This window comes from Salinicoccus jeotgali (assembly GCF_039538805.1).
GTDB lineage: Bacteria > Bacillota > Bacilli > Staphylococcales > Salinicoccaceae > Salinicoccus > Salinicoccus jeotgali.
The window spans coordinates 1-19,696 of sequence record NZ_BAABCK010000068.1; the positions used below are offsets into that span (position 1 = coordinate 1).

20 protein-coding genes are annotated in these 19,696 nt (G+C 48.6%); 7 read left to right on the forward strand and 13 right to left on the reverse strand.

Annotated elements, in window-relative coordinates:
- Nucleotides 1-317: 317 nt before the first annotated feature.
- The 5 genes from ABD734_RS10535 to ABD734_RS10555 form a co-directional block, all read right to left on the reverse strand.
- Nucleotides 318-1,298 carry a nuclease-related domain-containing protein gene (locus ABD734_RS10535; protein ID WP_344704094.1) on the reverse strand — a complete coding sequence of 327 codons (981 nt, stop codon included), beginning with the start codon at nt 1,296-1,298 and terminating at the stop codon, nt 318-320.
- A gap of 140 nt (nt 1,299-1,438) precedes the next feature.
- Nucleotides 1,439-2,332 (reverse strand): UTP--glucose-1-phosphate uridylyltransferase GalU, encoded by an 894-nt coding sequence (gene galU / locus ABD734_RS10540; RefSeq protein ID WP_344704096.1) that lies wholly within the window; start codon nt 2,330-2,332, stop codon nt 1,439-1,441.
- Nucleotides 2,333-2,441: 109 nt separating this feature from the next.
- Nucleotides 2,442-3,332 (reverse strand): twin-arginine translocase subunit TatC, encoded by an 891-nt coding sequence (gene tatC / locus ABD734_RS10545; protein WP_344704098.1) that lies wholly within the window; start codon nt 3,330-3,332, stop codon nt 2,442-2,444.
- A gap of 9 nt (nt 3,333-3,341) precedes the next feature.
- Complete coding sequence (locus tag ABD734_RS10550; RefSeq protein WP_344704100.1) at nt 3,342-5,072, reverse strand: GMC family oxidoreductase; 1,731 nt, start codon at nt 5,070-5,072, stop codon at nt 3,342-3,344.
- Nucleotides 5,072-5,854 (reverse strand): gluconate 2-dehydrogenase subunit 3 family protein, encoded by a 783-nt coding sequence (locus ABD734_RS10555; RefSeq protein ID WP_344704102.1) that lies wholly within the window; start codon nt 5,852-5,854, stop codon nt 5,072-5,074. The genes ABD734_RS10550 and ABD734_RS10555 overlap by 1 nt, the downstream gene beginning before the upstream one ends.
- 78 nt (nt 5,855-5,932) lie before the next feature.
- Here ABD734_RS10555 and ABD734_RS10560 point away from each other — a divergent pair, with 78 nt between their 5' ends.
- Nucleotides 5,933-6,328, forward strand: coding sequence for a hypothetical protein (locus ABD734_RS10560; RefSeq protein ID WP_344704104.1), 396 nt, complete (start codon nt 5,933-5,935; stop codon nt 6,326-6,328).
- Between the two features lie 61 nt (nt 6,329-6,389).
- Here the strand turns inward: ABD734_RS10560 and ABD734_RS10565 are convergent, their stop codons facing one another.
- Nucleotides 6,390-7,124: an MBL fold metallo-hydrolase gene (locus tag ABD734_RS10565; protein ID WP_344704106.1), complete on the reverse strand. Its 735-nt coding sequence runs from the start codon at nt 7,122-7,124 to the stop codon at nt 6,390-6,392.
- A 110-nt stretch (nt 7,125-7,234) separates the two neighbouring features.
- Nucleotides 7,235-8,323 carry an AI-2E family transporter gene (locus ABD734_RS10570; protein WP_344704108.1) on the reverse strand — a complete coding sequence of 363 codons (1,089 nt, stop codon included), beginning with the start codon at nt 8,321-8,323 and terminating at the stop codon, nt 7,235-7,237.
- Between the two features lie 144 nt (nt 8,324-8,467).
- Here ABD734_RS10570 and ABD734_RS10575 point away from each other — a divergent pair, with 144 nt between their 5' ends.
- The 3 genes from ABD734_RS10575 to ABD734_RS10585 all read left to right on the forward strand — a co-directional run bounded on the left by ABD734_RS10575 (nt 8,468) and on the right by ABD734_RS10585 (nt 11,399).
- Nucleotides 8,468-10,030 (forward strand): alanine/glycine:cation symporter family protein, encoded by a 1,563-nt coding sequence (locus tag ABD734_RS10575; RefSeq protein WP_344704240.1) that lies wholly within the window; start codon nt 8,468-8,470, stop codon nt 10,028-10,030.
- Between the two features lie 65 nt (nt 10,031-10,095).
- Complete coding sequence (locus ABD734_RS10580) at nt 10,096-10,821, forward strand: alpha/beta hydrolase-fold protein (protein ID WP_344704110.1); 726 nt, start codon at nt 10,096-10,098, stop codon at nt 10,819-10,821.
- A 65-nt stretch (nt 10,822-10,886) separates the two neighbouring features.
- Entirely contained in the window at nt 10,887-11,399 is a 513-nt protein-coding gene (locus ABD734_RS10585) for a YjcG family protein (RefSeq protein ID WP_344704112.1), read from the forward strand.
- 267 nt (nt 11,400-11,666) lie between these two features.
- On the opposite strand, the gene fabI is transcribed toward ABD734_RS10585, so the two are convergent.
- The 6 genes from fabI to ABD734_RS10615 all read right to left on the reverse strand — a co-directional run bounded on the left by fabI (nt 11,667) and on the right by ABD734_RS10615 (nt 17,726).
- A complete protein-coding gene (fabI, locus tag ABD734_RS10590; protein ID WP_344704114.1) occupies nt 11,667-12,434 on the reverse strand; it encodes an enoyl-ACP reductase FabI in 768 nt (255 codons plus the stop codon).
- Nucleotides 12,435-12,593: 159 nt separating this feature from the next.
- Nucleotides 12,594-14,453, reverse strand: a complete 1,860-nt coding sequence (locus ABD734_RS10595) for a cation:proton antiporter domain-containing protein (protein ID WP_344704116.1) — start codon at nt 14,451-14,453, stop codon at nt 12,594-12,596.
- A gap of 10 nt (nt 14,454-14,463) precedes the next feature.
- Nucleotides 14,464-15,837 carry a magnesium transporter gene (gene mgtE / locus ABD734_RS10600; protein WP_344704118.1) on the reverse strand — a complete coding sequence of 458 codons (1,374 nt, stop codon included), beginning with the start codon at nt 15,835-15,837 and terminating at the stop codon, nt 14,464-14,466.
- Between the two features lie 75 nt (nt 15,838-15,912).
- Entirely contained in the window at nt 15,913-16,707 is a 795-nt protein-coding gene (locus ABD734_RS10605) for an NAD kinase (RefSeq protein WP_344704120.1), read from the reverse strand.
- A gap of 26 nt (nt 16,708-16,733) precedes the next feature.
- On the reverse strand, nt 16,734-17,357 hold the full coding sequence (gene yjbM / locus ABD734_RS10610; RefSeq protein ID WP_344704122.1) for a GTP diphosphokinase: 624 nt from the start codon (nt 17,355-17,357) through the stop codon (nt 16,734-16,736).
- Nucleotides 17,358-17,384: 27 nt separating this feature from the next.
- Entirely contained in the window at nt 17,385-17,726 is a 342-nt protein-coding gene (locus ABD734_RS10615; protein ID WP_344704124.1) for a UPF0738 family protein, read from the reverse strand.
- Between the two features lie 118 nt (nt 17,727-17,844).
- Between ABD734_RS10615 and ABD734_RS10620 the strand changes: the two genes are divergently transcribed.
- Genes ABD734_RS10620 through ABD734_RS10630 form a run of 3 tightly spaced genes read left to right on the forward strand, consistent with a single transcriptional unit; the run spans nt 17,845 to nt 19,607 of the window.
- On the forward strand, nt 17,845-18,447 hold the full coding sequence (locus ABD734_RS10620; protein ID WP_344704126.1) for a CYTH domain-containing protein: 603 nt from the start codon (nt 17,845-17,847) through the stop codon (nt 18,445-18,447).
- The gene (locus ABD734_RS10625) at nt 18,431-18,802 is read left to right on the forward strand and encodes a globin domain-containing protein (RefSeq protein ID WP_344704128.1); all 372 of its coding nucleotides are present in this window, start codon (nt 18,431-18,433) and stop codon (nt 18,800-18,802) included. Before ABD734_RS10620 ends, ABD734_RS10625 begins: the two co-directional genes overlap by 17 nt.
- 13 nt (nt 18,803-18,815) lie before the next feature.
- A complete protein-coding gene (locus tag ABD734_RS10630; protein WP_344704130.1) occupies nt 18,816-19,607 on the forward strand; it encodes a DsbA family protein in 792 nt (263 codons plus the stop codon).
- Nucleotides 19,608-19,696: the final 89 nt, after the last annotated feature.

The window sequence follows — 19,696 nt, forward strand, 5'->3', positions numbered from 1 at the left end:
AGCTGGCCCGTTTTTATTCCGGATTCTAAATCCTAAAACCTCGTCGACCTGATCTCCACTCCTACTATATGAAAATAGTACCACAGGACCTGGCCGGGTCCTGTGGTACTAATCTTAGTATGTTTTTGTTGCGGGGTGATTGATTGGGGCAACTCGCCTTCGTTTGGGCGACGAACGAGAATTAGAACGTTAACTCGCCTTCGTTCCGGCGACGAACGGGAATTGGAACGTTAACTCGCCTTCGTTCCGGCGACGAACGAGAATTAGAACGTCAACTCGCCTTCGTTCCGACGACGAACGGGAATTGGAGACTCAACTCAAATTTGAGAGGGTTTCTTCTCATATCTTGATTTATACTGCTTGATTGCCAATAATTCTTCAAGATAGTGTGTTTCGACAGTGTATGCTGCATGTTTGCCTCTTTTTATGGCTATGCAATATTTCGTCAGGGCGTGTTCTATACATCTGAGCCCAACCTGATCGGCAAGCATCCACCGGATCTGCTTTTTATCCATGGAAGCATCGGGAAATAGATTGGAATGATCGACTATAGCGCGCACGACCAGCCGCTCGGTGGTTTCGTGGTGGCCGCACTGCCGGCATTCGACTGCATACCTTTTTATCGATAAATCAACAGCGCTACAGCGGGCACAGCGAATCCCTGGCTTTATACGGCTGGGATCGAGTTCTGGGACGCGCATCGGGTCATCGATGATACATGACTTGATGGTCTCGGCGACGTCCGATGCTTCTCTACTGGCATACCCTGCTGCAATATCCGCCATATAGGGTTTCAGTATTGTTCGGTTGATGATATGCCGGTCATCTGTTTCTGAATCAGAGGTGAGGTTAAAGTCGGGATTGATGAAAATGACTTTCCCGTCAATCTGAAATGAATGCCCGCCTTTCGACCTTATATGTGTCAGCTTGCCGACAGTCCGCCTCACCTGGGCGACCGGGTCTTCAGAAATACGGTAGCCGTTGACTGACCATACAGCATTTTCCAGCCGATATAACCCTGAATAATTTTTTATCTCATTCACAGTCACTTGGCCGTCATCAATAATAAGCACATCTGCCTGGAGCACTGCATTTCCGACCTGTAGCCAGATGTCCCGGAAAATCAACAGGTGATCATGGCCGGCCGCTTCCCACAGCGCGTCATAGGCCCTCTCACCTTCGAAGCCCCGACGCAATGCCCTAAGCCTTTTCACTTCCTGTCCCGTCAAGCTACAGCGCACTTCCAACGCTTCGTAAAACAGTAGTTCCTTTGATTTTCTTCTATCTGTTATAAACATGACATGCACCTCCTACATAATATATGGAGGAAAATGCCTGATTTGCTCTTTTTATTTTGACTAATTTTACACTTTGAAGATAAAAAGCGGCACCCCATGCGATTCCCCGGAATTTTGGGGCATGGACTGCCGCAGTTTTTCTATTCTCTTATCCTGTCGTAACGCTTCAGGGAGTCTTCCATAAATTCAAGCAGTTCATCGCGCATATCGGATTTAAGCGCATATTCCATCGTCGTTTTGACGAATCCGGCCTTGTCGCCGACGTCGTAACGTGTGCCTTCGAAATCAACGGCATGGACATCGCCGCCCGACTCGATGATCGCCCGGATGGAATCGGTCAGCTGGATTTCACCGCCTGCTCCAACTTCCCCTTTTTCAAGATGATCAAAAATCTCAGGCGCAAGAACGTAGCGTCCCATGATGGCGAGTGTGGAATCTGTTACGCCCGGGCCCGGTTTCTCATGCATATCGGTCAGATGGTAAAGGTTATCCTCTTGGCCATCGTATTCGACTATCCCGTAGCGGGAAGTCTCCTCTGCCGGCACCTGCTTCACACCGATGACCGAACTTTGGCATTCTTCGTAATGGGCGATCAGCTGGCCGATGGCGGGCTTTCCGCCTTCATTATCGACGATATCATCCCCGAGCAGCACGGCGAACGGTTCGTCCCCGATGAACTGCTTGGCAGTATGTATGGCATGTCCGAGCCCTTTAGGGGATTTTTGTCTGACATAGAAGATATTTGCAAGTCCGGTCGCATGCTCAACCTTCTCAAGCAACTCGTACTTCTCCTTCTCTTTCAAGTTCATTTCAAGTTCCAGCTGATGATCGAAATGATCTTCAATGGCACGCTTGTGCTTGCCGGTGACGATGATGATATCTTCAATACCCGCTTCGACCGCTTCCTCCACTATATACTGGATCGTCGGCTTATCGAGGATCGGCAGCATTTCCTTTGGCATGGCCTTGGTCGCCGGCAGGAACCGGGTACCGAGTCCAGCCGCTGGGATGACCGCTTTTCTTACTTTTTTCATTTATGAAGCCCCTCCTTTTCCTATATTGTACTATACCAGATATTCACCTTGCAGGTACATTCTGGATAAAATAACCAGGCACAAAAAAGAAGGCTCCTAGAGCCTCCTTTTAAGCTGCTTCTGCCTTTTCCGCTTCTTTTTTGGCGGTGCGCCGTTCTTTGCGCCTGACCAGTACAATACTCACTTCATAGAGGCCGATCATCGGCAACAGAGTGATGATATGCGTGAAGAAGTCGGGTGGTGCGATGATGGCTGTGACGACCATCAAGGCGAAATATGCATACTTCCTTGATTTCCGCATGAACTCTGAGTCAAGCAGTTCAATATGACTCAGGAACAGGACCACTATCGGCAGCTGGAAAATCAGACCGAAGGGAATCGTGGTAATAAGCAGGAAGGACATATATTCATCCGCCGTCACGAGCACATCGAAATTGACCTGCCCCATCTGGATCAGGAAGAAATAGCTGATCGGGTGCACGACGAAATAGCCGAACGACACTCCGATAACGAATAGCACGAGCATGATCGGCAGGGACCCCTTCAGGAATTGGGTCTCCTTCTCGACCAGGCCCGGCCGTACAAACTGCCATAGGAACCAGCATATGAACGGAATGCTCAGCCCAAGGCTGATGGCTGCTGAGGTCTGGATGTAGAAGCGGATCACTTCAAACGGTCCAAGCACTACGATATCCGCGCCCTTCGACACTACCGGGAACCACCATCCGACGGTGGAGAATATGGTGAAGAACCAGATGACGAACACTATGGCCGACTTGAGGAGCATAGACCTCAGATCTTCAATATGGTCCATAAGCGGCGCAAAAGGCTCTTCATGCGTCACCCGCTTACGCTTCCGCGGTGGTTCTTCCGGTGGTGTCGGGGTATTATTGTCCGACCCGTTCCCATTTCCACCACCGCCCCCCGCTCCAGCGCTTTTATTTTTCTCTGCTTTGCGCTTATCGGAGGGGCTGATGTTCATATTCTGATATGGATCCATTTATATCACCTACTTATCTTCAAGACGTCCGCCTTCCTTGGCGAATCGGATCACCCCTTCAGCACAGCGGTATGCAAGTGCGCCCACAGTACCGGTTGGGTTATATCCACTATTATGCACGAAATTTCCCGCGCCGACTACAAAAAGATTATCGCGATCCCAGTGCTGCAACCAATTGTTGACGACACTCTTCTCGGGATCATCCCCCATGATCGTGCCACCTGTATTATGCGTGGACTGGTATGGAACGATGCTGTAGTCACCGAGTTCTGCAGCTTTCGATACTTCTTTCGCACCCATCTCTTCAAGCACTTCAGCCGAACGTTCAGCGAGGTGCTGGTGACGGGCACGATCCTGATCTTTGAAGTTGTATGTCAATTTGACGAGTGGCACATCGTAGTCATCCTTATACGTTTCATCGATATCGATGTAATTGTCCTTATGCGGCAATGTTGCACCTTGACCTGACACACTCAATGTACGCGTGTAGTTTTCAATGGATTCCTTTTTGAATTCACTGCCCCATGACGGCGTGTCTGGACGGATGGGATTGTTCGCAATCGGACGGCTGCCTGTCTGTGTGACCGAAATATTGCCGCCATGCAGGAAGTCGAGGTCTGAGTGGTCGAAGTTATCGCCATTGTGGTCATCGAATGCCATTCCAAGTGCACCGGCTCCCATGAACGTATTGAATTGTTCATCGAAAAAGCCCGTTGCCCCGCCGAATATCTGATAGCAATAGCTGCGTCCAAGTGTTCCTTCTTCGGTCTCCGGATCATACTGCTTGCCGATGTCCGATACTCTGAGGAGCTTGTAGTTGTTGAATACATAGCTGTTCAGTACAACCACATCCGCTGGTTGGATAAACTCCTCACGTGTACGCGTATCGACGTATTTGACGCCGGTCACGCGGCTATCATCGTCCTCATCTGTAAGGATTTCTACGACATTGGAGTGTGTACGCACTTCAAAATTGCCGGTCTCCCGAGCGGTTGGTATCACCGTGATTTCAGGAGAAGACTTCGCGCCGTACTCACAGCCGAAACGTTCACAGAAAGCACAGTATTGGCAAGCCTGGATCTTTTGGCCATCCGGGTTTTCGAATGCTTCACTCAAATTTGCTGAAGGCATCATGATAGGGCTGTAGCCGAGGCCGGATGATGCTTTTTCGAATTTCTTAAGAATCGGCGTCTTGATCATCGGGGGTGTCGGATAGGCATCCGAACGCTTGCCGCCCAATGGATTCTCTTCACCGGAAAGGCCGCACGTCTTCTCAAACCGGTCAAAATAAGGTTCTAGCTCATCGTATGTAATGCCCCAGTCCTGAAGTCTGTAACCGTCATCTTCCATCAGTTTATCCTCACCGTACTTCTCTTCCGTCATGCTGCGGATTTCGAAGTCGTAAGGTAGAAAACGCCATGTCTGCCCATTCCAGTGCGTCCCCGCCCCACCAAGGTTTTCACCGAGTAGGAACGATCCCAGCTGGCGCATCGGCAGCGCCCGCTGATCAGGTGAATTTCTGAACGTCAGCGTCTCTTTGGAGACATCCTGCATCAATTCGTAGCGTATCGCGTATTTGTATTCATCATGGATATTCTGGTAATCTTCCGTACCACGTTCCTTACCGCGCTCCAACCCCACTACTTTTAGTCCTTCCTTGGCTGCTTCAGCTGCTATGATGCCGCCTGTCCATCCAACACCAACCGTCAATACATCTACCTTTTCAAGTTCTTTTGCCATCAGCTCTTACCTCCATATAGAGATTGCGGTTTGATATCCTCAAATTCCCCGCTGTCGATCTTATCGATATACTGGTGCTGGTGTCCCGGGAACTGCTTCATCTTCCATCCTTCCATACCACGGTTGCCGCGGTACATCGGATCGCAGTAGACCCCTTCGATTGTCGCAGAACGCAGCAGGTTGAAGAAGTCCTCTGACTTTGCTGTCGCCGGGGGTACCCCCATATCCGCTTCACCCTTTTGGAAACGCGTCAGCACTTCGTCCATGTCTTCCCCGTCGAGTTTTGAAAAATCATCATCAAATGCCTCATTCGCTTCCGTATCCAGGCGCTCTATGCCTAAAGTGAACAGTTCCGCCCGCGTCAGCCGTGACTGGTAGCCCTGGGTCGGTTCCCCTTCATAGAACGGCCCTTTCATATATTCTTTGGAGTTGTTGCCGTATGCGCCTGCCAGCTGCATATCAAGGAAATACGGTGCACCGAGCTTGATTGCGCCAGGCCCCATATCATCTTCCGGATAAATGCGCTCCATAGCCTGTGAAATCGTTTCGAACTGTGCATCATTATGGAAGAAGATCCTGCCCGGGTTCTCTGCGCTGCCGTCTGCCGCGCCCTCACCCTTGTTCTCGCCACTGGTGTCTGACGCGGTGTCGCCATCGTCCAAATTATAGCCGACAAAGCCACCAAGCAAAGAGCCGCCTATGATGCCTCCTGTCGCCACACCGGTCGTTTTAAGGAAATCGCGTCTCGAAAACTGTTTGTCATCCGATCCTTTCTGAGCCATATAAAACACCCCTTTGAATTAAATATGTATACAGTATATAATAAACTCACAATCTTTTGAATAGTTAGGGGGAATATTGTGAATTTTTTTAAGTATCTGACATGGAATAACAGTCATATGGACTTGCGTTATGTCGAAAATCCATATGGTGGAGATATCAGGATAACAAAACTCTACCGGGATCCGTCTGCGATAGACCTTGAACGCATCAACCGTGAATATAGCGAGGAGGTCGCCACAGCCCAACGGGCGATAAGCGGCAATCGCATGGGCATGCTCCTCATCTTCATGGCCCTCGTCTTCATGCCGGCGCTCGTTTTAAGCGTCATCCAATCGAATGTGCTGCTGATTGCAGTTATCATCATCTATTCCATCATTGCATACTTCGTTGTGGAAGCAATCAACCAGGTGGAGATCAATCGGGTATTGTATCAGATTGATTCAGAGGAGCGGCGTACTTCAGATGCCGCATAAAAAAGGATGGACCCTATTTGGGGTCCATCCTTTTTTGTTGCGTATATAAAATTTACACCTTCTATATTTCAACTTGCATGCCGACTTCGGCCAATCTAACATTTTTAATGGAATGCTGATTGGCACTATCAAGCAACACTTCCAACGCCCCGTGGTGGGGCAGATTTGTCAGTATCGTCTTGGAGGTGTCTGCCTTAGACGCCAGGCGTCCAGCCTCTTCTGCATTCATATGACCTTCCACTTTGCCGTCATGGCCCTCATACAGTCTACAGTCGGTAATGAGCAGGTCCGCCCCGAATGCAAAACGCACCAGGCTGCCCCGGTAACATGTATCCGACGTATAGACGAGGACGGCACCGGTATCATCCGTCACCCGTATTGCATAAGTTTCCGTACTGTGTTCGTTGCGGTGGAACTCCAGTTTGAAGGGACCGACTGTATAAGTCTTTTGAGCCCGGATGGGCTGGAATGTACTATATTGTGCACGGCGGATCTCGCGTACGGGCAGACCGCCTTCCGGGCCATATATCTTCAGGTTACGGTTGGTCCTTTTATGTTCCCTGGTCAATTTGCGCGCCAATACGAAAGCTTGGATATCCCCTGCATGATCATGGTGGTAGTGCGTCAGGAATATGTGGTCGATGGCGTGGATATCAACATACTTCTGTATTTGGCCGGCTACGCCACTGCCTGCATCGATCAGCAGATTCACACCATTCTTTTGCACCAGGCAGCCGGATGTCGGTTCCGAATACTTCGGGAAACCGTTCCACATGCCCACTATTGTCACTTTCATGGCATCATCCCCCATCAGGATTATTCCATTACTTATACCCGTTTTTACACCAGACAAGCGGCAATACGGCATTTCATCATCAAAAAAGACGGGGGAATACCCCGCCAGGTCTAGGTGTTGCGCGGTTCCGACAACATTGTATTTTTGATGTTGGCACGGTAATTCCATATATTCCTGATGACAGTTTTGATCACCGCATAGGTCGGTATCGCAATCAGCATGCCGATGAATCCGGCGATGTTGCCCGCTGCGAGGACGACTGTTATGACAGTTAGTGGATGAAGGTTGAGCGTCTGTCCCATGACGTTCGGCGTGATTAGATTGCTTTCAATCTGTTGGGCGACCAAAGTAATCAGAGACACCCATATCAGCATGAATGGATCCTGAATCAACGCGAGCATAGCAGCCGGGATGAAAGCCATCCAAGGTCCGATGAATGGAATCAGATTCATGAACAATGCGAATATCGCAAGCAATAGTGCATATTCAAGCCCAATGGAGATGTATCCGATATAGAGGATGATGCCAAGGATGAAACTAACCAGCATCTGGCCTTGGATGAATGCACGTAAAGTATTGTCTATATCATGCAGCAGCTCGGTTATGAACTGCTTGAATGTGCCTTTGAATGGAGAGACCATTGCCGGCACGAATTTCTCATGATCCTTCAGCAGGAAGAAGAAGAAGAACGGAATCAGAATGAACGTAATCAGGACACTGACCGTACCTGATAGGATAGCCATGACATTGCTCGCTACGTTCGACAGCATCTCCGAACCGCGGTCCAGGGCGTCCTGGATATATTTCTGCGGATCGAACGGCAATTTATCCCGCTGGGAAAGTGCATAATTGAACAGCTGTTCTATCTCATTCTGAATTACTGGGGCACGGGAAATCAGATTCTGAACCTGCTGCGTCACCATCGGTACGATCAGGATGGTGAGGAGAGCAAGCACTAGCAGGATGATGACGAAAACTGCCAGGATGCTCGTCAGGCGCCCCGCACGCCGTTTTTCCAAGAAGCGCTGTATCGGCTCAGTTATATAATACAGGAGGCCACCCAGCAGAAGCGGGAAGAAAATCGTCGCTACTACCGTGAATATCGGTTCAAAAATGACCTGGACCCTGATGACCAGCATGATGATCAGCAGCGTAATGATGATTGCAATACCAGTTTGGAACCATACTTTATTAGTCATTGGCATAATCTCCTTACGGGTTGTTAAAGTAGAACCCATTGTATCATAAATTAGAATATCTAATAATATTTATATGGACAAATGAAATGTATACACGTAATATTGATGTTGTCAGAATCTTCAGGACAAAGGGGAAGGGGAAATATTATGCAGACAATCGTTGATTTTCTTAATGGCCTCGTTTGGAGCTCGCCTCTTGTATACGGCCTGCTGGCTGTAGGACTGTACTTCAGTTTAAGGATGCGCTTCTTCCAGATCAGACACTTCAAAGAAATGATCCGGCTTATGTTCCAAGGGGAGAAATCACCGGTCGGAATTTCCAGTTTCCAAGCCTTGGCGGTATCTTTATCCGGCCGTGTAGGTACAGGAAACATTGTCGGGGTTGCTACAGCCATCTACATCGGGGGCCCAGGTGCGATATTCTGGATGTGGCTCATTGCCTTCTTAGGGGCAGGCAGCGCATTTGTAGAATCCACTCTGGCGCAGATCTATAAGCAGAATGAAGACAATCAGTACCGCGGTGGTCCAGCGTACTACATAGAAAAGGGGATAGGTGGGAAATTCGGTAAAATCTATGCCGCAGTTTTCGCGCTTGTAACGATTCTTGCCACCGGCTTCCTGCTTCCGGGCATCCAGTCCAACTCTATAGCAGGTTCCATGACAAACTCGTTCACCATGCCACACTGGGTAATCGGTGCGATTCTTGTAGTGCTCGTCGGCCTGGTCATCTTTGGCGGTATCAAATCAATCGCCAACGTTGCAACGGCAGTGGTTCCATTTATGGCTCTTGTATATGTGTTCGTAGCCATCATCGTGGTCATCATGAACATCCAGGAAGTGCCTGCCATGTTCGCTCTTATCTTCAAAAGTGCCTTTGGCATGGAGCAGCAGTTCGGCGGTATCATCGGCGCAATGATCGCAATCGGCGTCCAACGCGGCATCTACTCCAATGAAGCCGGTCAAGGAACCGGTCCTCACGCAGCAGGTGCAGCTGAAGTCTCACACCCTGCCAAACAAGGACTTGTACAGGCATTCTCCGTATATGTTGATACACTTTTCGTATGTACGGCGACAGCCCTCATGATCCTCATGACAGGCATGTACAACGTTTCAGATGGTGATGGTGGCCTCCTAGTAGACAGTGGTGTCTATCAGGAAACGCCGGGTGGCGAGCAGAACGTAGAAGGCACAGTGGCCTATACACAGGCCGGCCTCGATAAGGCATTCAGTGGCCAGGATACTTTCCAGGCTGGTTTCGTCGGATTCGGCTCTTATTTCATCTCATTTGCACTTCTATTCTTCTGTTATACTACAATACTTGCATACTACTACATCGCAGAGACGAACCTCGTCTATCTGACGAAAGGCCGCTGGCCGATCGTGAAGACTCTGCTCGGCGTGCTGCTGATCGGCTCGGTATTCTACGGCACGATCAACTCGGCAGGACTGGCTTGGGATATGGGTGACCTTGGTGTAGGTCTCATGGCGTGGCTGAACGTCATCGGCATACTCATCCTGCAGAAGCCGGCCATTGCCGCACTGAAGGACTTCGAGAAGCAGAAGAAGGAAAAGGGATCAGGAAAGTACGCAATCTACTCTCCAGACCCAGCCACAGTCAAATCGGCAGATTTTTGGCATGTGGACTACCCGAAACGTCTTAAAGAGGAAAAGGAATATAATATGAATTACGGCGATGATGAGCGTTAAATATCATCATTGATGTTTCACACTTGCCCCCTTGTTGGTAGAATAACCAAGAGGGGGTAATTTTTATGGAAATGACACCAGGAAAAATACACAGTATTGATTTCAAATCCGAAATTTTAGGTGACACTTATGAAATCCAGTACTATATACCAAAAAACTTTTCAGACCTTTATAAACACAGGGTCATCATTACATTCGACGGCCAGGATTTCTTCCGCTTCGGACAGCTTGAACAGACGTATGAAAAGCTGCGTGAATCAGAAGAGATAGACCGGGCTATTATTATCGGGGTACCTTACCCTGACGTCGACTGGCGTTATGACTACTTCAGCCCGAACGGCAAGCACCATGAGAAATTCGTTTCTTTCACTGCCCATGAGCTGATGAGTTGGATTGATGAGCATTTCCCGACACTAAAGGTCGGCACTTCCCGAACATTGATGGGGGAATCGCTCGCTGCAAGCTTCGCATTGTCGGTCGCCATCACCTATCCGGCGACATTTTCCAACGTATTGGCACTCAGTCCATACGTAGATGATGATTTCATCAACCGCTTCGAATCCCAAAGTGCACTCATGCATCTCGACATGTACCATACTATAGGATTGGAAGAGGATGATTTTGAAAGCATCTCGAAAGATCGTGCGGATTTCCTGACGCCGAACCGTAAACTGCATGAGCATCTTTCCACCCGGCTGCTTGAATATAAATATGAAGAGTTAGACGGAGGCCACATCTGGAAAACGTGGAAACCAATTTTGGAACCAGCAATGAAACACTTCTTAAGTTAGAATATTATGGCATTTTGAGAAAACTTTGATATACTTAAGGTATAACAAAGCAGGGAGGAATTACGATGAATTTCGGAATAGCTATGTTTCCATCTAAACAGCTTCAAGATAAAGTCAACCAATATAGAAAAAGATATGATGCGCATTATGCACTGATCCCCCCACACATCACTCTAAAAGAAAAATTTGAAGCGGACGAATCCGAAAAAGAAAAAATTTCACAACACCTGAAAGAAATTGCTAAAAAGCACAAACCAACTGACATTGAAATCAAGAAAGTTTCAAGTTTTTCACCGAACTCTCTAGTCATCTATTTCAAAGTAGAAAAGAATGACGAATTGGTTGCACTGCATGACGATTTGAATGATGGCGAATTCTACGGCGAAAACAGCCATCCTTTCGTGCCACACCTGACGATTGCCCAAGGACAGACTACCCAGGAGTACGAAGACATCTTCGGCCAACTCAGCATGATTGGCATCGATCACCAAGAAACACTCGATAAAATGAGTCTCCTCTACCAGCTCGACAATGGTGTCTGGCAGGTATATGAAACATATAAACTCGGCGAAGGCTGAGTTGCAAAAAGCGTTCCAATATATTTGGAACGCTTTTTTTATTGCTTCCTTAAGCTGTATAACGTTCAGTTTTAATGTAACTCCCGTTCGTTTGCTTGACGAATGAGAATTAACACCCCAACTCCCTCTCGTCCGCTCGACGAACGAGAATTAACTCCTCAACTCGCCCTCGTTTGCTCAACGAACGAGATTTAACGCCACTCACCTCAACAACCGATACATCTCCAAATAAAAAAAGCAACACCCGGAGGTGCTGCTTCAACTATATTAAGCCATGATATGATAACCGGAATCGACATGGAGGACTTCTCCTGTGATGCCGCTCGCCAAATCACTGAGCAGGAATGCAACAGTGTTGCCGACTTCCAGCTGATCAACGTTGCGCTTAAGTGGCGCACGTTCTTCAATTTCCTTCAGGATGGATTTGAAATCTCCGACCGCTGAAGAGCTCAAGGTACGGATCGGGCCGGCTGAAACGGCGTTGACGCGGATGCCGGACTCGCCGAGGTCGAGTGCAAGGTAGCGTACGCTGGATTCGAGGGCTGCTTTAGCAACACCCATGACGTTGTAGTTCGGCATTGCGCGCTCTCCGCCGAGGTAGGTCATTGTTGCGATGCTACCGCCTTCATTCATGATTGTTTTAGCATGCTTTGAAACCACTGCCAGTGAATACGCACTGATGTCGAGGGCATTTTTGAAGCCTTCGCGGGTCGTATCGCTGTAGCCGCCTTGGAGTTCATCTTTTCCAGCATATGCGATCGCATGCATCAGACCATCGATGCCGCCTGTCTTCTCGCCGATTTCCTTGAACGCTGCTTCTACCTGCTCATCGTCCGTGACATCGCATTCCACGATGATGTCGTGGTTGCCTTCTAGGTCACCCAAGATTTTCTCCAGTTCGCGCCTGAAGCGTTCATTCAATATTGTAAACACCAGTTTTGCACCCATTTTATCGAGGGCCCGTGCTGCACCCCAGGCGATGCTGCGCTTATTGGCAACACCCATGATAACAAAAGTTTTACCTTCGAGATTCATAAGTCGTAAACTCCCTTTTTCATCACACATGGATCCTTATCCATGCGCTTATGATTTAATGTTAGTACCTACTACTAATCTACAGTTTTTCATCTCCGAATGCAACAAAAAAGAAAGGAGAGGCTCATAGAGAAAAATGCACCCCGAAGGGTGCATTCATTAATACAGTTCAAGTTCGCGCTTCAATTCTTCCACATACTCCCTAGATCCCGTCATAAATATACGGTCATCCACTTGGAGTCTGGTGTCCCCGTGGGGCACAATCGATTCCTGTCCACGCATGATCCGTAGGAAGATGATATCTGCAGTGAACGGGAAGTCACGGAGGATCATTTCATCGTAACGATAGTTATTCATCTGTATTTCATAGATGGCCGTCTCTTCATCTGTCAGTAGATCCATCATATGTGGAGATTCGATCAATCCACGCAGCAGCGTCTTCGAGCTTAGCAGTGCAGAGAAAGGCTCATACCCATGTTCTTTGATGGCCTGTTCCCTTGTCGGATCTTCGACTCTGTAGATGATCCGTTCCACTCCCCGGTTTTTAGCCATCTCCGCGACACGCCGATTGATGTCTGCCGCATTCGCTCCGACGACCACAATGTCGCTGTCGAATGCATCGACTGCATCTAGGGCCTCTTCGGAATACTCCGGTATTTCCTGGAATGAGAGGTTCTCTGTATTCCTTTCCCTGGAGTCGGAAAAGTTCTTGTGGAAAATGAGCCTGACGTTATACAGACCGCCGGCGATACTGTGCGCCACCGGCACCGTCAGCTGGTTGTTGCCGAAAATCGTCACGTTGATGACGCGGTCTTCATTCTCACCTTCCGGATAGAGCTGCTTGAAGACGACCGGAGTGATGATGCAGGCGATTACGGCACTCAGGATGAACATACCGCTCTCGGAATTCGTTATCATACCGATCTGCTCAGCGATGACTGCCGCTGCGATGATGAGTGACAGCGTCGAGGTCAGCAGGAAGCCGGCTGCCGTGACGCGCTTCAAGTCAAAATAACGCAGCAGAAATGCCACAGGGATCAGTTTGCTGAACAGAAAAGCAAACAACAGTACCGGAATCAGTACGAACACGCGACTATCCGAAAACAGCGCTGGCAGATTCAACTCGACTCCGACCATGATAAAAAATATCGGAATGAAGAATCCGTAGCCGAACGAATCCAACTTATGGACAATATCCTGATCCGGTTTCAGCAGGCTGACGATACAGCCGGCGATGAAGGCACCAAGGATATTCTCGGCACCGACGCCCTCAGCCAAGGCGACGAGCATGATGATAAGCGCAAAAACGCCACGCATCCCGATCTGCATCGTACCGTTATTCAGAGATTTGATGAACTCCGAACCGTTCATGACACGACCGAGGAAATAGAACAGGATGGCGAAGGCCACAAGTATCCCCATCAGCCACAACGGCTTACTTGCATCCGCGTAGAGCTGGGAATAGAGGGCGAGCATTATCATCGTCGTCAAATCTGCAATGACTGCAATCAACAAGATGATCTGCCCCATCCGGGTGCTGATCAGATTCGCTTCCTTCAAAGTCGGCACCACGACGCCAAGCGAAATGGTTGAGATTATGATGACGAGCAGAAAAACATCGTCAAATATCCCAAAGCCCCGCATAAGCAGTGCAAATAAGAGGCTTAGGCCAAGCATGGCTGAGAATATGCCCATTGTCAGCACCAGTATGTTCGGCAGAGGCCTTTTTAGAATCTTGGATTTCTTCTGGCTACCCGATTTCTGTGTAAAGGCGTCAAAATCAATCTCAAGTCCACTCAGGAACATCAGGAAGATGAAACCAAGTGTAGACAATATCTTCAGCCAAGGGTCGTTGCCATCGACGATATCGAAAAAGGAGTCGCCGATGATGACACCTACGATAATCTCCGCCACGACGACCGGCAGGAAGCTGACTTTCAATCTACTGATGAGTATAGGGGTCAGTAATGCCGCCAGCACAACAATGGCCAGCGACACTACGGATGGTCCGTGTTCCATAAGCTACTCCTTATATGAGGTAAGACATTAGTGCATTTGCAAGTGTGAAATAGATGAGCAGGCTGATGATATCGTTGGACGTGGTGATAAACGGCCCGCTCGCCACTGCCGGATCGATATTCAAGCGATCCATCACCAGTGGGACGAGTGTGCCGAGCAGTGTCGCCAACGTCATAGCGATCAGCAGACTGAAGCCCACGATCATACCAAGAATTGACGAATCATACAATAAGGTAATGATGGTGAACAGAAGAATGCCGCAGACCGACCCTGTTATCAAGCCAGAACCCATCTCACGGAAGGCAAGTTTAACCTTGCTTGATTCCTTTATTTCACCAGTCGCAATCCCCCGCACCGCAACCGCCAATGATTGTGTGCCGCTATTTCCGGCCATCCCGCCGATGATCGGGATGAATGCACCCAATATGGCGACCTGCGCCAGCGTGTCTTCGAAGCGTGTGAGCATAGTGGCGGTGATCATCCCCATGAAGGTCAGGCCGATCAGCCACGGCAGGCGCTTTTTGGCTGTGGAGAGGGAAGAATCCGAAGTCGGCTCGATTTCGCTCATACCGGCGAGTCTCGAGTAGTCCTCACTTGCCTCTTCATCGATGACGTCCATTATGTCATCGGCTGTAATGATCCCAACCAGATGACCCTGGTAGTCGACGACCGGCATCGCCAGGAAGTCATAGTCGCGCATAATCTGCGCCACTTCTTCCTGATCGTCCGAAACGCGGGCGGAGACGACACGCTCGATCATGATATCACCGATATAGGCATCATCATCCGCAATGATCAGTTCACGCAAAGAGAGGATACCCGCCAACTTGCGCCCTTCATCGACGACGAACAGGTAGTAGATCGTCTCCGAATCCGGTGCCTTCAGCTTGAGGTGACGCATTGCTTCCCTGACAGTCATAAGTGAAGTGAGGCTGACGAACTCCGTCGTCATGATACCACCTGCAGTATCTTCCTCGTAATTCATCAGCTTACGTATTTCCTGCGCGTCCCTCCTCGGCATCAACGTCAGAAAAGAGGTCAGCTTTTCCTTTGAAACGCCGCTCAATATATCAACTGCGTTGTCGTACTGCATCTCTGCAAGCATATCTGCAGCGTAGCGGGCGTCCATCGTTTCGAATATTTCATCGTATTCGTCCGCATCAAGCTCCAGACTGTCGAAGAACTCCCCTACCTCTTCCGGACTGAGGAAATGATAGAGCCGTTGCCGATCCCCTTCTTCAAGCAGAAGATAAAATTCACTCTGATCATAATTATGCAGGTCCAGGAAAGCCTCCCGGAAGTCATCTATACGTTCATTCCTGAGATGATCCAGGAGCACATCGTACTCCATCTCCATCTCAGTCTTCTCGATTGTCTCAACCATTTTGCCACCACCTGTTCATATTGAATTTCATTCTACATCAAAACAAAAGAAAAAAGCACCCTGCTAGTGCTTTTCCTACGATATGAAAGAATCGTGCACCCGTTTCCAGAATGGGAACGGACGGAAGCGGGCAAATCTCACTTTTTCATCAGCAACCCTGAATTGTATCGATTTGACGCCTTTATGCACAAGATTTATGTGATCGATCGTCATCTGGTAGACTTCGCTGTTGACCGGCAGCACCTGACATGTATGATGCTTAGGCAACACCAGCGGTGAACCTACGGTCCGGAAGACCCGGTTGTTGATCGACGCGATTTCAGTGATCTGGATTGCTTCCAGTGAAGGGTGGATCAGTGCACCGCCGAGCGCCTTGTTGTAGGCTGTCGAGCCGGATGGGGTCGAGATGCACAACCCGTCTCCACGGAAACGTTCGAAATGCTGGTTCCTGAGGTCGACATCCATCACCAGGGTCGTGCCGTCATCCGTCCTGAGCGTCGCTTCATTGAGTGCCAGATACCTCGTTTCGGTTCCTTCCGATTCATATCGTATAATCGTTTCAAGCAGTGGATATTCTATGACTTGGAATTCATCATTTTGGATGGCGATGATGAGCCGTTCCACTTCGTGGGGCAGCCAGTCTGCATAGAAACCGAGATGCCCGGTATGTACACCGACGAATGCCGTATGGTCGAGCAGATGTTGATAGCTGTGGAAAGCCTGCAGCAGCGTGCCATCCCCGCCGACGGAAATGACGATATCCGGCTTCTTGTCATCCAGTTCCATGTTCATATCAATCATATAGTTCATCATCTTATCTTTAAGTGCGTTCGATTTCGTGTCCCCCTTGGACACTATGAAGAACTTCATGTGTCACCCCGCCTTTCTATAGAGCGCTAGCGCATGCTGCGTTTTTTTGTGTAGTATTTTTGTGCATCCTGTATCTCTTCACGTATTTCGGACATCTCCTGATCGAGCAGATACGCCGCTTCAGCTGCATTCTGCAGACGCTTCTTGATTTCCGGTGGATATTCCCCGCTATACTTATAGTTCAATGTATGCTCAATCGTCGCCCAGAAGTTCATCGCCAAGGTGCGGATCTGAATCTCTGCTAATATGATCACCGGTCCGCCGATCCGTTCGACCGGATATTCCACGATGAGGTGGTACGAACGGTAGCCGCTTTCCTTGGTATTCGTCACATAGTCCCTTTCCTCGACGACTTTCATGTCGGTGCGGTTGCGGACTTGACTGCATATCAGCTCGATGTCGTCCACGAACTGGCACATGATTCTGACTCCTGCAATGTCATACATCCCTTCTTGCAGCTTGTCATAAGGTATATTGCGGACACTTGCCTTTTCTATTATGCTCTGTACTGGTTTAACCCGCGCCGTTACAAATTCTACAGGGGAGGCTTGGCGGTTGAGCTGGTAGTCCCGTCTCATGCCTTTGAGCTTTATCTTAAGTTCCTCCACTGCCTGCTTGTACGGTGCGAGGAACTTCTCCCATTGTTCCATCCTCTACACTCCAGTCTTAAAACGCTTCTATTGTTTGAATGTTTCCTTGACTGCCCTTTCGAATGCTTCCCCGTAGTTGTTGCCTTCGATGGTATCGACCAGGTGATCCAGCTGATCCCAGAAGTCAGTCAATATGACATCGGTGTTCAAAATGATTTCGCTGCCATGGTGATCGCGCAGCATGTGCCACGTCTTTTCTCCAAAATGCACTCTTCTGAATGCTTCGCCGTCGTCCAAAAGATAAATCAGACTCTGATCTTCCGAACCGACAGTCATGCGCGCCGCCGCTTGAAGCCCTTCCGTCTGCTCTTCAGACAAGCATTTGAGCGCTTCATCTTCGAATTTGATTTCATTAACATAAATGTCCATTTCCTCACTCCTTGCGCACCTTATTCTACCATAGTAAGTGGTATTTGATAACGACATAAACTGTTTACTTTACAGTCCTTTTCAATTTATAGATAATGTACATTAAGGAGTGGATTTAATGAAAGAACTCGAGATCGAATTCAAAAATCTTTTGACCGGCGATGAATATGGCCGGTTGGATAAGGCATTCTTCCAAAATGCCGAACCGGTCATACAGACCAATTTCTATATAGATACCCCGGATCTGGATCTTAAACACAACCGCCTATTGCTCAGAATACGTGCAGCGCGCGGCAGCCAGGTCATGACCCTCAAAGAACCGACCGATAAAGGCGTCATGGAATATCATGGGGAAGTGGATAGTGACCTAAGCTTCGACCAGAACATCCGCCAAGAGGAACTGCCCACAATAATCTGCAACGAACTGGAACGCTTCAATATCGATACGACGCAGCTCAGGATATATGGCGCTTTATCGACCGAGAGACGTGAAGTGCCGTATAAGGATGGGCTGCTTGTTCTGGATAAGAACAATTACCTTGATACAGAAGATCTGGAGTTGGAATATGAGGTGTCTAATCGGGACAAAGGTGAGACCATCTTCCAGGACCTGCTCAAGGAGTATGATATCGAACAACGCGAAGAGATAACCAAAGTGGAGCGTTTCTACAATAAATTGACGGAAATCAGGACAGGTGACAATTATGCCAATACCCTATAACGATATCGGCCGTGAAAAGCTTTATGAAATGATCGATATATTCTACGGTTACGTGGGTAATGATGAGCGCATCAACCACTTGTTTCCGGAAGATTTGACAGAAACGGCATATAAGCAGAAATTATTCCAGACCCAATTCCTGGGTGGTCCGAATCTTTACATGGAAGAATATGGACATCCAATGCTGAAGGCACGCCATAATCCATTCCGCATCACTCCAAAAGCAAAGGATGCGTGGCTTGAAAATATGGATAAAGCGATGGATGATGTCGGACTTGATGGTGATTTACGCACGTTCATCATGAAGCGCTACGAAATGACGGCCAATCATATGGTGAATACGATAGAAGAATAAGCAGGGTGAGGACATGAATAGAACTGGAGAACAGGCACTTGTATTGGAACCCGTATCCCATCAGATTGAGATATTCTACTTTTTCGATCCGTTCTCAGAAGACTGTCGCGCTCTGGAGCCCGTCATCAACCGGCTCCAGATCGAATATCGCGGACATGTGACAGTCAAAAAGATACTTGCACCTTCCCTTCAGGTCCTGACCAAATGTCAGGCCCAATCCACAACAGATATCGACAATATTGCACTGGCCTATAAAGCCGCCGAAATCCAAGGCCGCAACAAAGCCCGCGCATTTATGCGCTATGTGCTGAACCGCATAATGCCAAACCGTAACATCTGCACGATTGAACATATGGAAGAGAGCGCTCGCCTTGCGGGGCTCGATGTCAAGTCGTTCACGGCAGATGCCCAATCGAGTTCGGTACGGAGTCTCCTCAGGCGCGATCTGATGGTCTACCGTGAAATGGATGTCGAATCCCTTCCGTCACTCGTCTTCTTTTCAGGAGATGTCGAAGCAGAAGGCATTAAAGTGGAAGGTGTATACCCATACCATATCTACACGTATATCATCAATGAACTCATCGACCATGAAATAGAAAAGAACCCGTTGCCAAGCATCCACGACTACATTGAGACATATGAAGTCGTCAGCTTCCACGAACTCAAGACAGTTTTCGAATGGCGTACCGGTCTTTTATTAAATGAATTGAAAAAACTCAGATTGCAGCGGCTGATTGAAGAAGTCGAGACGGAAGCCGGCTTCTACTATCAGATACACGGCGGATCGTCGGTATTGAGAGAATAGTTTTAACAGCACACCCCCTGTCAACTGGATGAAGATTCGGCGGCCGGGGGTGTTTTTTGATTGCTGGGAGAGGTTGCCTATTCTCGTTC